The sequence below is a fragment of the Chelativorans salis genome (assembly GCF_025336525.1).
Classification (GTDB): domain Bacteria; phylum Pseudomonadota; class Alphaproteobacteria; order Rhizobiales; family Rhizobiaceae; genus Chelativorans; species Chelativorans salis.
Map to the genome: position 1 here is coordinate 178886 of NZ_JAOCZP010000006.1, position 15879 is coordinate 194764.

Annotated in this window: 14 protein-coding genes and 1 pseudogene; 5 read left to right on the top strand and 10 right to left on the bottom strand. The window is 61.6% G+C overall.

Annotation, left to right across the window (positions count from 1 at the left end):
• Positions 1-43: 43 nt before the first annotated feature.
• The gene (locus tag N5A92_RS19240; RefSeq protein WP_260905532.1) at positions 44-286 is read right to left on the bottom strand and encodes a hypothetical protein; all 243 of its coding nucleotides are present in this window, start codon (positions 284-286) and stop codon (positions 44-46) included.
• 104 nt (positions 287-390) lie between these two features.
• Positions 391-684, bottom strand: coding sequence for a hypothetical protein (locus N5A92_RS19245; protein WP_260905655.1), 294 nt, complete (start codon positions 682-684; stop codon positions 391-393).
• A 333-nt stretch (positions 685-1017) separates the two neighbouring features.
• Here N5A92_RS19245 and N5A92_RS19250 point away from each other — a divergent pair, with 333 nt between their 5' ends.
• Together N5A92_RS19250 and N5A92_RS19255 are read left to right on the top strand one after the other, a co-directional pair.
• The gene (locus N5A92_RS19250; protein WP_260905534.1) at positions 1018-2061 is read left to right on the top strand and encodes a zinc-dependent alcohol dehydrogenase family protein; all 1044 of its coding nucleotides are present in this window, start codon (positions 1018-1020) and stop codon (positions 2059-2061) included.
• A gap of 319 nt (positions 2062-2380) precedes the next feature.
• Positions 2381-2647 (top strand): DUF2277 domain-containing protein, encoded by a 267-nt coding sequence (locus N5A92_RS19255; RefSeq protein ID WP_260905536.1) that lies wholly within the window; start codon positions 2381-2383, stop codon positions 2645-2647.
• A 29-nt stretch (positions 2648-2676) separates the two neighbouring features.
• Here N5A92_RS19255 and N5A92_RS19260 read toward each other — a convergent pair whose 3' ends face one another.
• Positions 2677-2910, bottom strand: a complete 234-nt coding sequence (locus N5A92_RS19260) for a hypothetical protein (protein WP_260905538.1) — start codon at positions 2908-2910, stop codon at positions 2677-2679.
• 6 nt (positions 2911-2916) lie between these two features.
• Here N5A92_RS19260 and N5A92_RS19265 point away from each other — a divergent pair, with 6 nt between their 5' ends.
• Positions 2917-4059: a GGDEF domain-containing protein gene (locus N5A92_RS19265; protein WP_260905540.1), complete on the top strand. Its 1143-nt coding sequence runs from the start codon at positions 2917-2919 to the stop codon at positions 4057-4059.
• A gap of 213 nt (positions 4060-4272) precedes the next feature.
• Here N5A92_RS19265 and N5A92_RS27510 read toward each other — a convergent pair.
• The 5 genes and pseudogenes from N5A92_RS27510 to N5A92_RS19285 form a co-directional block, all read right to left on the bottom strand.
• Positions 4273-4437, bottom strand: a pseudogene (locus N5A92_RS27510) (DUF982 domain-containing protein); the annotation flags it as partial.
• Between the two features lie 462 nt (positions 4438-4899).
• Positions 4900-7674 carry a formate dehydrogenase subunit alpha gene (gene fdhF, locus N5A92_RS19270; protein WP_260905542.1) on the bottom strand — a complete coding sequence of 925 codons (2775 nt, stop codon included), beginning with the start codon at positions 7672-7674 and terminating at the stop codon, positions 4900-4902.
• Position 7675: 1 nt separating this feature from the next.
• Positions 7676-9349: an NAD(P)H-dependent oxidoreductase subunit E gene (locus N5A92_RS19275; RefSeq protein WP_260905544.1), complete on the bottom strand. Its 1674-nt coding sequence runs from the start codon at positions 9347-9349 to the stop codon at positions 7676-7678.
• Positions 9350-9529: 180 nt separating this feature from the next.
• Positions 9530-9763, bottom strand: a complete 234-nt coding sequence (locus N5A92_RS19280; RefSeq protein ID WP_260905657.1) for a sulfurtransferase TusA family protein — start codon at positions 9761-9763, stop codon at positions 9530-9532.
• A gap of 62 nt (positions 9764-9825) precedes the next feature.
• Positions 9826-11082, bottom strand: a complete 1257-nt coding sequence (locus tag N5A92_RS19285) for a molybdopterin molybdotransferase MoeA (protein ID WP_260905545.1) — start codon at positions 11080-11082, stop codon at positions 9826-9828.
• A gap of 143 nt (positions 11083-11225) precedes the next feature.
• Here N5A92_RS19285 and fdhD point away from each other — a divergent pair, with 143 nt between their 5' ends.
• On the top strand, positions 11226-12113 hold the full coding sequence (gene fdhD, locus N5A92_RS19290) for a formate dehydrogenase accessory sulfurtransferase FdhD (protein ID WP_260905546.1): 888 nt from the start codon (positions 11226-11228) through the stop codon (positions 12111-12113).
• The gene (gene mobA, locus N5A92_RS19295; protein ID WP_260905548.1) at positions 12103-12729 is read left to right on the top strand and encodes a molybdenum cofactor guanylyltransferase MobA; all 627 of its coding nucleotides are present in this window, start codon (positions 12103-12105) and stop codon (positions 12727-12729) included. Before fdhD ends, mobA begins: the two co-directional genes overlap by 11 nt.
• Positions 12730-12732: 3 nt before the next feature.
• On the opposite strand, the gene N5A92_RS19300 is transcribed toward mobA, so the two are convergent.
• Both N5A92_RS19300 and N5A92_RS19305 read right to left on the bottom strand, forming a co-directional pair.
• Entirely contained in the window at positions 12733-14682 is a 1950-nt protein-coding gene (locus N5A92_RS19300) for a molybdopterin biosynthesis protein (protein WP_260905659.1), read from the bottom strand.
• Positions 14683-14701: 19 nt separating this feature from the next.
• Positions 14702-15829, bottom strand: a complete 1128-nt coding sequence (locus N5A92_RS19305) for a molybdopterin-binding protein (RefSeq protein WP_260905550.1) — start codon at positions 15827-15829, stop codon at positions 14702-14704.
• Positions 15830-15879: the final 50 nt, after the last annotated feature.

The window sequence follows — 15879 nt, forward strand, 5'->3', positions numbered from 1 at the left end:
AAACAGGTACTGATCTGGTCCAAGCATCTTGCGCCGATTCAGTTCACTCGTGCTCAGCATACCAAAATCCACTTTTTCGATGGCTATTCCCATCCCGCATGTCGACGCGACCAACCCTTCCGGTGGTGTTCGAACAGATGCTACGGGCGGAATAGCCATGATAGTCGAAGGCGATTTCGCCGTCGGTCACATAGATATGATTGCCGGCAAAACCATCGCTCGGAATGCTATGTGCCCGCGAGAATATGCACGCGCCGTGGCCAAAGAAGACGCGGTCGGGAAGCACCCAATGTCCTACGGGGTCGCGCTTGATAGGGGCGCGAGCAGGAGTTTCCCTGCCTGTGTTCAAGTGGGACGACGCGCCAGACCGGATCTTGCATCAAGCAGAGCTCAGACTTGCTCCAAAAGTGCCCGCGCCAACTCTTCCCATTCCTCGTCCAGCGTCAGGATCGATCGCGCAGAATCGCAGCGACGGTACCAATATTCCGCATTGGATTGATCGCCTTCTTTGCGATGCAGGTAGGCGTGCACACGCATGCCGGCGATATCGTCGTCTTCCTGCGCGCGTTCGTGCGCCTTGTTCCAATCGCCCTTCGCATCCCACCAGAGAGCCTGCAGGGCTGAGCTTAAACCTGCGGGTGGCTGCGGATTAATAGTCGAATCTCTGAAAGTCTGCAGATCCAATTTATGCCACCGTCGCGAAATCTCGTTCACCAATGATAGCCTTGCCGTGGAAAGAGTGGAAGCGCGTTAACCGAACCCTTTTCCAATGCATCCGTCACACTACTCCCCATCGTTGGATCGACGTAGGCTCAAGACACTCCCTTCCCTTGCGAAGAAAATAGATGCACCGTGAGGTTATCCGTAGGGAGAGCGTGGAGCCGGAGCTTTGATACCGCGCGACTACATCACCGACTGGCGCGGGCTGCGCCGTGAGTGCAGAATTTCCGCCCAAAATCGATCGGAACAGCAACAAGGCCGTCTACGCGACGATAACAAGCCCGGGGCCATGACGCGATGAAGGCAATGTTCTACGAGATGTTCGGTCAGACTCCGACGATCGCGAGCCTGCCGGACCCGACCCCGACGGAGGAAGGTGTCGTCATTGAGGTTGCAGCCAGCGGCGTATGCCGCAGCGATTGGCACGGCTGGATGGGACATGATCCCGATATCAAGCTGCCGCATGTTCCCGGCCATGAGCTGGCAGGTCGGGTCGTTGCCGTCGGCAAAAGCGTCCGGCGGTTCAAGATCGGCGACCGAGTTACGGTGCCGTTCGCTTCGGGTTGTGGACGCTGTGCCGAGTGCCATTCCGGCAATCAGCAGGTGTGCCCCAACCAGTTTCAGCCCGGCTTCACTCATTGGGGCTCGTTCGCACAATATGTGGCCATCGACTTCGCGGAAACCAATCTCGTTACCTTGCCGGATGCTGTCGACGACAGCACGGCCGCGAGCCTGGGGTGCCGTTTCGCGACATCGTTTCGTGCTGTCGTGGACCAGGCCCGGTTGAAGCCTGGCGAATGGATCGCCGTCCATGGCTGCGGCGGCGTAGGTCTTTCCGCGATCATGATCGCCGCCGCGCTCGGCGCCAACCCGATCGCCATCGATCTCTCGGAGGAGAAGCTTTCGCTCGCCCGCGAAAGCGGTACCGTCGCGACCGTCAACGCCTCAACCACCCAATCTGTGGTCGAGGCCGTTCAGGAGATCACCAAGGGCGGCGCCCATGTTTCAATCGATGCGCTCGGGCATCAGACGACATGTTTCAACTCGATCCAGAACCTGCGCCGGCGTGGCCGGCACGTGCAGGTCGGCCTCATGCTCGGCAATCAGTCGAAGCCGCGCATTCCAATGGCGCAAGTCATCAGTCACGAGCTGGAGATCTACGGAAGTCATGGCATGCAGGCATGGCGCTACGACGCTGTTCTCGCGATGATAGAAACGGGCAAGATCGCGCCGGGCAAATTGATCGGCCGCGGCATCAGCATAGTAGATGGCATAGAGGCGCTCACGACCATGGACAAATCGGATGCGGTCGGCATGAGCGTCATTACACGGTTCGGGTGAAGCGGACGGCGGAGCCATGGCAAGGGAGGGGATAGGCCGCCGGGCGGCGCAAAGCGAGACTTTGAGACCATCCATGTCGGCAGGCGCCACGACCTCGAACTGAACACGGAGGATGGCCCTGAAGCCAACGTGGAAATTCTGCTCAAGACATGGCGGAGCAGCCGGCGTTCATCCGATTTCAGCCCTGTGCCAGCTGATCAGGAATCCGTGATGGGCGCGATCGAGCCATTCGTTGCGGCTGACGCCGAGTAAGCGCGGGTTGATCTTAAAAGATAACCAGCCCAAATGAATCGAAGGCGGGGCACCTTGGAGCAATAAAATGTGCCGAAACATAAAGACTCTCTTCAATTTCGATCCCCCAGCCACGGATGAAGAAATCCGTGACGCAGCCCTTCAGTTCGTCCGGAAAGTGAGCGGTTCGACACGGCCCTCAAAGCGAAACGAGGAGACGTTCGAACGCGCCGTAGATGCCATCGCGACTTCGGTTCGCGAACTTCTCAATACTCTTGAAACAGCTCAGCATCCGCGTAACCGCGAGGAAGAGGCAGCCAAAGCGCGCGCCAAGGCGGCGATCCGCTTTGCATGACAGCAGCAATGGCAGTCCGCAGACTAGCCTCACCTATCCAGCGCGGGCCGCCATACCGTGTCAGATTTGATTTCCTGCCGGGCATAAACGCCACCGGCGATGACATTGATGCTGGGATTCAAAGTCGATGCATCGGTGCCTTCCGTCACGTCGCAAATATCGTCTTTAACTGCGATTTTCACCTTCAAAGCAATGAATAGGAAACCATCTTTGCTAACGCGAATGTAGCGTGGTTCTGGTTCTCTGCCTGAAACGGCGGGCATCGGGACGTGGACAGTTTTACTCTATTTGCGGCAAACACGCTGGCTGCCCTCGTATTGGCGGCGGCGTTCTTCATTGCCGGAAGAGCGCGCCAGAGCGAACGCTATTGGAACTCCTGGTGCATCGCAAACATCATCATCGCGGCTGCCCTTCTGGCATTCATGTTCGAACGCCATCTGCCGGATCTGTTTCTGGTGACCATCCCAAATTGCTTGCTGGTCTTGGGGATGTCCCTTCGTTTTCGTGCGGCCCGGGAATTTGCTGGGCGTTCAGTTCACCCAGTTGCCGTGTGGGGCCCGGCAGTGGTTTTCGTCGCAACCTGCGCGTGGCCCTGGATCTATGGGTCATATGCAACCGTCTACACAATCGTGAACATCCTGCTGGCCGCTCTCGCCATCGCTTCGGCAGCCGAATTCTGGCGAGATCGCAGTGATCGATTGCCGTCACGATACGGCATGGTTGCGGCCTATGGAATTATTGCGCTCTCCTTCGCGGCCAGGGTCGCTCAAGGAGCGATTTTTGGCGATGACATGCCGAGGCACCTTCCGGATGATTTGATGCTGATGATCCATCTGTCGGTCGCGGTTCTGCACTTAACAGCATCTGGAGCCTTTGCGCTGTCGCTCGCTTACGAGCGGGATGCAGTCAGATTGCGCCAGATGGCGATGCACGACTCCCTCACTGGATTGCTGAACAGGACGGCGTTCGAGGCCCAGGTACGCGAATATCTGTCAGCCGCAGAACGCCGCGACTTCGCCGTCGTGCTTTTCGACCTCGACCGCTTCAAGCATATCAATGACACCTACGGCCATGCAGCCGGCGACGAAGCCCTCCGGGCTTGCGCCAATGTCTTCACTGAAACATTGCCTCCCCAAAGCATCGTCGCACGTTGGGGAGGCGAGGAATTCGCTGCATTCTTGCCAGGTACCTCGACATCAGACTCGCTTACGGCCGTCGAGCGTGTCAGGCAGAATATCCGCAGCACCATCATCAGAACTCGAGAGCAGGAAATACACGTGACCACGAGCGCGGGTGTCTGCCACAGCTCATGCGGTTCTGGTGATTTCGATGAGCTCCTGATGCGCGCGGACGCCGCGCTCTACTCAGCAAAGAACAGTGGGCGCGACTGCGTTGAACGGATGGTGGCCTGATGTCGCATCAATAGTCGTCGGCATAAAAGAGCAATGGTACCCGCTTCATCTCCGATGGGTCGGGCGGAAAACCGACACCTCCCACCTCGGGCGCGTTTCGCACGCGCGGAAGGCTTCCTCTCTTCTCGAAAGCATGCCTTGTCCGCCAGAAGCGGATTCTTCGGTTGTCTGGTGGCCGTCTTTAGGAGGTTGTCCACCCGGTCGCATACATCATCAGGGGGCAAGGATCCTCGCCTCTTTGGCAGCAGCCAAAACGGCCCACCTTGCATGTGAAGGTGCGTTCTTGCCATTGAGGGCGGCGAGGACGGCCTTTACCGCCGCAGCATGCTTGACACCTTTCGTACAGGGCCACTCGTGGGTGAGCATCTGTGCGGCCTGCGACCAGTTACGCTGTCTGCCCCGCCGACACGCGGACGGACTGGACCTATCTGATCCGGCCCGCCCTGCTTCAGCCGCTACCGGCCAGTGAAGCCAACGCCAATGTGATGTTCTAGTCTAGCCGGCCGATCAAGAGGAGCAGCCGGATGGACCCGACGGCACCCATCGAGACGGGCTGACGCTGCTGAACAGCCTCGGCTGGTCGCCTTACGCGAAGCACATGCATCCGACGGATGCGGCACTGCGTGCCATCTTCCTCGGGGCGCGGAAACAGCGCTGCCCACCCCGATTGTCCGTAGAGGGATAATCCTTCCCACGGCGCTCAGTCCCTTTAGAGCTAGCAAACTCTCAGGTGTCTGCCTCGCTGGAAAGCGGGATCACGCGCAGCCTGGTCACTTGCTGGGATGCGCAATCAACGTGTCACCGATAGGTGCTTGTCGTCGTATCCAACCAACATCACCGCTATGCCGTGGGCAAAACGCGGGCGGCGCAATATTTAAACTCCGGAATCTTGCCGAATGGGTCGAGCATTGGGTTTGTCAGCTCGTTGGCTGGGCTTTCGTTGAAGCAGAAAGGCATGAATACCATGCCGTCGGCAACATCCCTGTCGGCGCGCAGGATCGCCTCGACGGTGCCACGCCGGGTTTGCACCTCGATAACATCGCCCTGCGTCAGACCTTGCCTGGCGATTTCACGCGGGTTCATCGTGGCTATGCCGTAAGGCTCTATGGCGTGCAATACGCCGGCCCGACGCGTCATCGCGCCGGTGTGCCAATGCTCAAGCAAACGTCCGGTCGTGAGGATGAGCGGATACTGCTCGTCGGGCACTTCAGCCGGCGGCAGCAAATCGGCTGGAGTGATGCGGCCTCGGCCATCCGCAGTCGGGAAACCGTCCGTGAAGATGATCTCGTTGCCGGGCTTGTCTTCGGCATCAGCCGGATAGATGACCGAACCCTCCCGCTCCACACGCTCCCAGGAAATATTGCGGAGCGAGGGCATCATGCTCGCCATTTCGGCATAGACATCCGACACATGCTGATACTTCCAGTCGAGCCCTATGCGCTTGGCTATCGCGACGATCAGTTCCCAGTCCTGCCGTGCCTCGCCGGGCGGATCGAGCACGGGGCGGCCGATCTGCACCTGACGGTTGGTGTTGGTGTAGGTGCCAAGCTTTTCGGCATGGCTCGAGGCGGGCAGCACCACATCGGCGTGCCATGCGGTCTCGGTGAGAAAGATATCCTGCACCACCAGGTGGTCGAGCATGGCCAAAGCCTGGCGGGCATGGGACTGGTCGGGGTCCGACATGGCTGGGTTCTCCCCCATGATGTACATGCCCTTGATCTCGCCTTCATGGATGGCGTCGACGATCTCCACCACGGTCAGGCCGCGCTTGGGATCCAGCGTCTGGCCCCAGAAATTCTCGTACTGGCCACGGATGTCGGCGTTCTCGACCGACTTGTAGTCGGGGAAGTACATCGGGATGAGACCGGCATCGGAGGCGCCCTGAACGTTGTTCTGGCCGCGCAGCGGATGGAGGCCGGTTCCCGGGCGCCCGACATGGCCGGTGATCAGCGCAAGCGCGATCAGGCAACGGGAATTGTCCGTGCCATGCGTGTGCTGGGAGATGCCCATGCCCCAGAAGATGATCGAGCGCTCGGACTTGGCATAGGTGCGGGCGACATCGCGTAGCGTGGCGGCGTCGATGCCGCAAACCTCGGCCATCGCCTCGGGCGAGAAATCCTTCACCTTATCCTTCAGCGCCTCGAAGCCCGACACATTCGCCTGGATATACTGCTCGTCGTAGAGTTTCTCTTCGATGATCACATGGATAAGCGCGTTCAAAAGGGCAACGTCGGTGCCCGGCTTGAACTCCAGCGCATGGCTGGCATGCCGCATCAGGTCCTGGCGGCGCGGATCGATGACGATTAGCTTCTTGCCGTTCTTGGCGGCCTGCTTGAAGTAGGTAGCCGCCACCGGATGGTTCGTGGTCGGACGCGCGCCGATGACGATGATGCAGTCGGCCTTGAGCGCATCGTTGAAGGGCGCCGAAACAGCACCGGAGCCGACGCCTTCCATGAGTGCGGCCACCGAGGATGCGTGACAAAGCCTCGTGCAGTGGTCGACATTGTTGGTGCCGAAGCCTTGCCGCACCAGCTTCTGGAACAGGTACGCCTCCTCGTTGGACCCTTTGGCCGAACCGAAGCCGGCCAGCGCCTTGCCGCCATGGGCCTTCAAGAGCGAGGTCAAGCCGCCGGCAGCGCGGTCAAGCGCCTCTTCCCAGGTCGCCTCCCGGAAGACAGTGAGCGGATCAGCACCGCGCATGTCGATATCAGCGGATTTCGGCGCATCGTCGCGGCGGATGAGCGGCTTGGTGAGGCGCTCGGGCGACATGACGTAGTCATAGCCGAAGCGGCCCTTCACGCAGAGGCGGTTCTCGTTGGCATAGCCGTTGCGGCCATCGACCTGGACGATCTTGTTGTCCTTCACTGCCACTTCAGTCTGGCAGCCGACGCCGCAGAACGGGCAGACCGAAGCCACCACCTTGTCGAAAGATTGAACGGCGCGGGTCCTGCCTTCCTTGTCCATCAGCGACTTCTCATAAAGTGCGCCAGTGGGGCAAGCCTGTACGCATTCGCCGCAGGTGACACAGGTCGACAGACCCATCGGGTCATGTATGTCGAAGACCGGCACGGAATGATCACCGCGGCCGGCCATGCCGATCACGTCGTTCACCTGCACTTCACGGCAGGCGCGCACGCAGGCGCCGCAGGCGATGCAGGCATCGAGATTGACGGCAATCGCCGGGTTGGTGACGTCAAACTCCGGCGCGAAATCGTCGGACGCGAATTTCGAGCCGAAGCGATCGCTTCCGGATATGCCCATGGAGGACGACCACTCCCAAAAGAGGGACTGGTCGTCCGGCCCTTCTTCGGCAGGGCGCATGTTGCTGGCCAAGAGTTCAAACACCATCGCGCGCGACTTCTCGGCGCGCTCGGTGTCTGTATGCACGACCATTCCCTCGGTCGGCTTGCGGATACAGGAAGCAGCGAGCACCCGCTCGCCCTCGATGTCGACCATGCAGGCCCGGCAGTTGCCGTCGGGCCGGTAGCCGGGCATGTCGACGTGGCACAAATGCGGAATGCGCGTGCCTTCGCGCTTGGCCACTTCCCAGATGGTCTCGCCTTCGGCGGCAGTTACCGACTTTCCATCGAGCGTGAAGGTGATCTTGCCGGTCATCTCAAAGGTCGTCCTGGAAATGAGTCAGAAGGTGGTTGACGGGATTGGGCGCAGCCTGGCCCAACCCACAGATGGAGGCGTCACGCATCACCATTTCAAGGTCGCGGATGGCAGCCTCGTCGGGCTTGTTCTGTTTCTTGAGCAACGTGACCATCTTCTCGGTGCCCTCGCGACATGGCGTGCACTGGCCGCAGCTCTCGTGCTTGAAGAACTTCAGCAGGTTGATTGTTACATCCCTGATGTTGTCTTCCTGAGAGAAAATTACGACCGCATGCGAGCCGACGAAAGCGCCCTGTTCGGCAAGTTTGCCGCCAAAATCGAGCGGAATGTCGCCCATCGATGCCGGAAGGACGCCGCCGGATGCCCCGCCAGGCAGATAGGCCTTGAATTCGTGGCCCTCGGCCATGCCGCCGCAATAATCGTCAATCAGCTCGCGTACGGTGATGCCGGCCGGCGCCAGCTTCATGCCCGGCTCCCGTACTCGGCCCGAAACCGACCAGGAACGGACACCGGGATGGTCCGGCTTGCCCTGTTCTGCGAACCACTCTGCCCCCTTCTCGACAATGTCCCGCACCCACCACAGCGTTTCGACATTGTGGTTGAGCGTCGGGCGGCCGAACAGGCCGACCTCGGCGATATAGGGCGGGCGGTGGCGCGGCAGGCCGCGCTTGCCCTCAATGCTCTCCAGCATCGCGCTCTCTTCACCGCAGATGTAAGCGCCGGCGCCCCGGCGCAGCTCGATGAAACCTGGTGTTACGATGCCGGCTTTCTCCAAGGCGGCGATCTCGGAGCGCAGAATGTGAAGGACTGCGGGATATTCGTCGCGCATATAGAAATAGATGCGCTCGGCCTCGACCGCATGGGCGGCGATCAAGGCGCCCTCGAAAGTGCGGTGCGGGTCTTTTTCCAGGTAGATGCGATCCTTGAAGGTACCTGGCTCGCCCTCGTCGCCGTTGATCGACATCAGCCGTGGGCCGGGATAGGAGCGCACGATGCTCCATTTCCTGCCGGCCGGGAAACCCGCGCCGCCCAGTCCGCGAAGGCCGGCATTCTGCATCGTCTCGATGATCATGTCAGTGGAGGTCTCGCCTGCCCTCACCCTCTCCAAAAGCTGATAGCCGCCGGAAGCGATGTAGGCCTGGAGGCCGGTATAATCGGGAACCGCGACCCCGACGTCGCCCGAACGTGCCAGATCGATGAGGGCTCGGCTGTCGGCATGGTCGACTTCACGATCGCCGATGCGTGCCGCCGGTGCGCCGGCGCAGCGGCCCATGCATGGCGCACGCACCACACGGATGGCCTGCGGATCGATGGCGGCGGAAAGCTCATCCAGCAGGTCCTCGGCCCCCGCCAGCATGCAACTTATGGAATCGCAGACGCGGATTGTGAGAGGCGCAGGCTGTGCCTCCCCTTCCTTTACGATGTCGAAGTGATCGTAGAAGGACGCGACCTCGTACACTTCGGCCTGCGACAGACGCATTTCCTCAGCCAGCGCACGCAGATGAGGGGCGGACAGGCATCCGTATTGATCCTGGATCAGATGCAGGAATTCGATCAGCAGGTCGCGGCGGCGGGGGCGGCTTGCAAGAAGTGCCTGGACGTCGTGCAACGCCGCATCATCGAGCGCACGTCCCTTGTGCCCACGATCGCGGCCGCGCCGCTCGCGAAAGGCCATTGCCCGTCCGTTGTGGGACGAGTTGCTCCCCGTCAAATCTGTAGGCCCATCGGAACTTCCACTATCGTGCAAAAGACTTTCCTCCGTCACCAACTGCGAACCGGTTCGGTTTTTCCTCGCGCGTACGAGCCGCATACTGCCCAAGTAACTAGCAGAACTAAAAGTCGTTTCGGAACAGTCCTATCGGTTTGCTCGCCTCTCGATCAGGAAGGTTATCCTGTCTCCGTCGCGCGCGATGTTCTCAATGCGATCCCCCGTTTCGCTAATGAGATTAGGGATATCGATGGCGGCGAGCGGATCGGTACAATGGACCTCGAGCCGATCTCCCGGCTCGATCCTGCCCAACGCCCTGCGCGTTTTTAACGCAGGTAAGGGGCACTTCAATCCCGTCAAGTCCAGTTGGATCGTGGTCATGCGTGTCAGGATGACGACGGGCGTGCGCTTCGTCAATCGACGCCACCAAGCCGAGTTATCGACTAGATAAGGCTCGAATAGGCGAGGAAGTTGGCAGTATGGCCCGGCTCGATCCCAGTGCTTTCCTCATCAAGTTCGATAAGCCCATCCGTTTCCACCAGCGATGATAGAAGACCCGCACCCTCGCGTGGAAATTTCACTGCCTCGTATGATCCATCCTCGGCTCTCCGAAGGCTGGCCCGGACATATTCGCGTCGACCTTTTTTCTTCCGGTAGGAGAAGGCCGCGCGCATGGGTGTTGAAAGCTGCGGTGGCACGTGTGCTCCGGCAAGCGCAAGAATGGCGGGACGGGCTATGTGGGCGAAGGTGACGAAGCTCGCCACCGGATTTCCCGGCAGTCCTATGAATGCCGTGCCCCGGATCACCCCCATCGCCACGGGGCGACCAGGCTTGATGGCCACGCGCCAGAAGACCAGCGAGCCGACGTTCTCCACGCTTTTCTTGACGTAATCGGCCTCCCCTGTGGAGACCCCGCCGGAAGTCAGGATTAGGTCATGCGACACAGCGGCGGTATGCAAGCTGTCGGAAATCGTATCGGGATTATCCTGGAGGATCCCGAGATCGGTGATCCGGCAGCCCAGACGCTCAAGCATAGCAATCAGCATGAACCGATTGGAATCGAAAAGCTGCGTCGGGCTGCGCGGCTGGCCCGGCGCAACAAGCTCGTTTCCTGTCGAAAAGACCGCAACACGTATTCGCCGGCGGACATTGACCTCAGTCAAGCCTAACGCCGCGACTAGCGCTATATCCTGCGGGCGCATGCGATGGCCAGCCCTCAGAACAGTCTTTCCGGCAGCAACATCTTCGCCCGCCGGGCGCACATTCGCCCCGCGCCTGAGGCCGGGCGGAAGGATCACTCCGCCAGTATCGTCCACGCGGACATCTTCCTGCATGAAGACGGTATCGGTCCCCTTGGCCATCGGTGCACCGGTAAAGATGCGCACGGCCCGGCCCTGAGAGATCGGCAGGCCCGACGACATACCGGCCTCTACCCTGCCCACGACAGGATAAGCCCGTTCGTCAGCCTCCGGCAGATCGGCACCGCATACAGCGTAACCGTCCACCGCGGAATTGGTGAAGGGGGGTAACGGGAGCGGAGCCAGGATATCTCCGGCCAGGACGCGCCCATCAGCGGAGCGAAGCGGGACGGTCTCGGTCCCGTCCACGGCGGTCAGGCGCGAGGTAATAAGGGCGACAGTATCGTCGATGGACCTCAACGGACCGCCGAATGCAAAACAGTCGTCAGAAAGTTGCGCCATCCTGATCTACCGTTTCACCCGATCGACGCTAGGCATGCTCGCGCGCTACTATAGTACGAAATGCAGACGCGCGAGCGTTTTCGTGCAAATTTGGGATCAAGTCCCAGTCGCTGTGGCGACGAACAACATCTTGCGAGAGCATAATGCATGACATCAAGAGCCGCGTCAGCGTGATCATGCCTGATCCGGAGAACCCGCGGCTGACGGAACGCGTCAGCGGCATCGACCACACCGGAAGCTGCGTTGAGGTGAGCGTTCCGGTCGAGCGTGCGTTGACGCTCTATCTGAACGCACAGGAAATCGTCACCATGATGACGATCAACGACTATCCCGAATATCTGGCGGTCGGCTATCTGCTCAACCAGAACATGCTCAAGCCTACCGATGTCGTGACGGGGATCGACTATGACGATGACCTTCAGGTCGTCGTCGTGCGCACCGAAAGTGGAACGAACTTTGAGCAAAAGTTGAAGAAGAAGACGCTGACCTCCGGCTGCGCGCAAGGCACCGCCTTCGGCGATCTCATGGAGGCGCTCGAGACGATCACCCTGCCCGCGGCGGAATTGCGCACCTCCTGGCTTTACCAGCTGACCCGTACCATCAATACCACGCCCTCGCTCTATCTGGCGGCGGGGGCCATCCATGGCTGCGTGCTATGCAAGGAAGGGACGCCGATCTGCTACATGGAGGATGTCGGGCGTCACAACGCCGTCGATAAGATCGCCGGTTGGATGTACCAAAACGATGTCGAGGCAGGCGACAAGATTCTCTACACCACCGGCCGGCTAACCTCCGAAATGACGATCAAGACGGTCCGCATGGGTATCCCGATCCTCGTCTCGCGCTCCGGCTTCACCGCTTGGGGCGTGGATCTGGCGAGACAGGCAGGTCTGACGCTTGTCGGCCGCGCGCGTGGCAAGAGGTTCGCCGTGCTGTCGGGCGACGAGCGGATCGTCTTCGACCAGGATCTCGCCGTCGTCGAAGAGGAACCGGCGCGCAGCCAACGCAAGGGCGGCGGCAATGACGGATGAGCGCCCGGCAACGACCGGTGTCATTCTCGCCGGCGGGCTGGCCCGGCGCATGGGCGGCGGCGACAAGCCGATGCGCACGATCGGCGGGAGCCCCATCCTCGATCACGTCATCACTCGCCTTACGCCGCAGTGCGAGGGGCTTCTGCTGAACGCCAACGGCGATCCGGCCCGCTTTGCACGCTTCGGCCTGCCGGTGATCGCGGATACGGTGGAGGATTATCCCGGCCCGCTTGCCGGCGTGCTGGCCGCGCTCGACTGGGTGGCCGAGAACCGTGCGGGAGTGGAGTGGGTCGTCAGCGTTGCCGGTGATTGCCCGTTTCTGCCAAACGACCTCGTAGAACGCTTCCACCAGGCGCGGTTTGCAGAAGATGCGCAGCTTTGCGTTGCGGCATCCAACGGCCGTTCACATCCGGTGATTGGCCTTTGGCATGTGGGCTTGCGGGAAGATTTGCGCCAGGCGCTTAAGGAAGGAATGCGCAAGATCGACCGCTGGACCGCCAACTACCGGCTCGCAACCGTCTCCTGGCCGGCCGATCCGGTCGACCCCTTCTTCAATGCCAACACGTTGGACGACCTTGCCGAGGCCGAACGCCTTGCACGCGTTCTCGGCGAGTGACAGTCAAGCCCGGCGAAATCCCGCCTGCTCCAGCGAGATTCTGCTTTCCTCAGACTGCAGGGCGGCGAGAAAGGTTTTGACGGCCGGGCGATCCTTCCGCGCCGTAACCAGCGCGAAATCATAATGCTCTTCGGCCAGCGGGATGAACCCGAGCCCCGAGGCCTCGGCAACGGGCGCGATGGTGACTCCCCAATCCGCGCGCTTCTGCGCCACCGCCGCCGCAACGGCGTTGTGCGAGCGCGGCTGGTTCCAGTAGCCGTCCGGCCGGGCCGAGCCCAGTAGCGTATCGATCAGGATGCGGGTGCCCGCGCCCTGATTGCGATTGACCATCAGGCAGTCTGGATCCGCAAGCGCCGCGCGCACGGCATCATGCGCATCCAGCCCTTCGAAGCGCAGATCGCCGGGGCGAAAGACAATGCCCTGCATCCGCCGCCAGCCGGGCACGAGTTCTAAGCCCGCCTCCAGGAAGGGTTCGTTGTAGCGCCCGGTCTTCTCGTCCAGGAGATGGATCGGCGCGAGATCGCATTCGCCCCTACGTGCCGCCGCAAGCCCGCCGAGGCTGCCAACGGCAAGCACGCGTACGGAAAATCCGTCTCGCACGAGCGGCGCCACGACACGGTCGAGACCGGTGCAGTGGCTGCCGATGATGGAGAGATCCGGCACCCGCACCTGCGGCGTGAAAAGCGTCACCTGGGTCTCGCTGCCAGCCGGCATGTGATCGGCCAAAGCCTCTATTCGAATGAAGCCGTCAGCCTGGGCGAAGGAGGTTATCGCGCCCGAACCCTTGCCGGTCGGATAGGCAACGAGACCCTCCTGCCCCTTGACCAGCGAAACCATGACAAACTCGGTGCGGCCGATCTCGGAGGCGATGCGCAGCGGAACCCGCGCTGTCACCTGGGCGTCGGTTCGCGGTGGAAGACCAGCCATCCGACGCAGAACCGGTACGATCATGTCGTGAAAGGTGAACATCGCGGAGGTCGGGAATCCTGGAAGGATAACAATTGGCTTTCCATCGCAGACCGCAAGGCACAACGGCTTACCCGGCTTCAGTGCGATTCCGTGGGCGATGATGCCCGGTTGACCCAACCGGGCGACGATGCGGTGGCTGACATCGCCCGCGCCCTTCGACGTGCCGCCTGACAGGATCAGCATGTCGTGCGTAGCCAGGGCCTGCCGCATAGCCGCTTCGAGCCTTGCTTCGTCGTCAGGAAAGCTCCCGAGGAACTCAGCCTCACCGCCGTTCTCTGATACCGCCGCGGTGACGATTGCACCGTTGGTGTCGTAGATGCCGGCGGAAGGCAGCGCCTCCCCCGGCTGGACAAGCTCATCACCAGTCGACAGGACGGCAACGTGCGGTTTGCGCGCCACCGGGATAGAGGCGATACCGCAGGCCGCGAGCATGCCGATCTCGCGAGAGCCGATCACCATCCCCACCCGTAGCACGATCTCGCCCATGGCAATGTCAGAGCCGGCATGCGAGACGAACTGGCCGGGCGAGGCGCTGCGGCCAACTTCGATAGCATCGCCTTCCGAGGGGTGAGTGTTCTCAACCATCACGATTGCGTCGGCGCCACGCGGCAGCGGACCGCCAGTCGAGATCGGGGTCGCCGTTCCGGGCAGGACCGTCAGTTCCGGGGTTACGCCGCAGGCGATGGTTTCGCCATTGAGCGTGAGGCGGACCGGCTGCCCCTCCGAAGCCGCGGCGATATCCGCGGAGCGCACCGCGAAGCCATCGACGTTCGCGCGGTCGAAGGACGGCACATCGATAGGCGCAACGACGCTTTCCGCCAGCGCCAGACCCAGCGCATCGGCCAACTGCCGCTCCTCCGCCGCAATCGCGCGCGGAAACAGTGCCGCCTCGAAGCGCGCCAGCGCCTCCTCCCGTGACAGGATTGTGAGGAACTGGTCCTGGCCGATACCCTGGCGGTCGGCGGAGTTGGAAGGCTTGTGCATGTCGGTCATTGCGGCAGGCTCATGTGAAATCGCGAAGCAGAAACGCTTCTATCGGCGTTCCCGCTGCATGTCCTTCGCTGTCGCCGGGAACGATGAGCCACGCGTCGGCGCTACGCATATGATCCAGCGAAAGCCGGCTGGCGGCAAGCGGCATCCAGGCGGCCTGTTCCCGCTTTAGCAGAACCAGTTCGGCAATGCCCACTCCCGAGGAGATCTTGCGCGCCAGCGGCAGGACCATGCCGCGCCGCTCCGACCGGCCGGAAAGGCGGTCCAGCACCGGCTGAACGAGGGCGAGGAAGGCTGCGAAAGCCTGATCGGGGGCGCCGGGCAGTGCGATTATCGGTAGTTGACCGATCCGGCCGACCGCCGCCGATTGACCAGGCTGGAGCGCGATGTCATGCGCGATAAGCGCCCCGCGCGCGGCAAGCGCTTCAGCAGTGGCATCAGTGCGCCCCCGGCCCGTGCCGCCACTCAGAAGGATGAGATCGCACTCTCCCTTATCCAGTGTTGAGGCAATGGAGTTGGCGTCCCGGCCGACAGTCTCTATGTCGGTGACTTTCGCACCCGCCGCTGTTGCGTATTCATGGACGAACGGTGCCGTCAAGCCGTCGCTATTTGCGGCGATATCCACCACGCGCAGGCGCGGAATCCGCACCGCGACTTTGTCGAGCCCCGCGCTGCGCAAGACCAGGAGATCCAGCGCTGAAAGCGGCCGTCCCGGCAGGGACACAGGGCCTCCCGCGGCCATGTCTTCACCGGCGCGGCGAACGCCCGTTCCCGGAATGGCCTCGGCGAAGGCTTGCGATATCGGGCCGCTGCAATCGACAAGATCGGCCTCGAGCACGCAGTCGCATCCTTCCGGCATCGCATCGCCCGCTTCGACCCAGGCAGGCGAGGCCGCAAGCGGAACCGGCGAATAGGCGGACGCTCCGGTCAGGTCCAGCGCGCGTAAGGCCCAACCGTCCATTACGGCGGTGCTGCACGGCGGCAGCGGATCACGCAGCGACTCCATCTCCGCTGCGATGCGGCCAAGCGCTTCATTGAGCGGCAAAAAAGTCGGAGCGACCGGCGCCAACTCGTCCAGCATTGCGGTGAGTGCCGTTTCGAGGCTGGTCAGCACGCCTTTCGCAGGCTGTATTCGGTTCATGCCCGCATGATGGGCCAGATGCGCTTCCGTTTGCAACAGCCGTCGCGCTT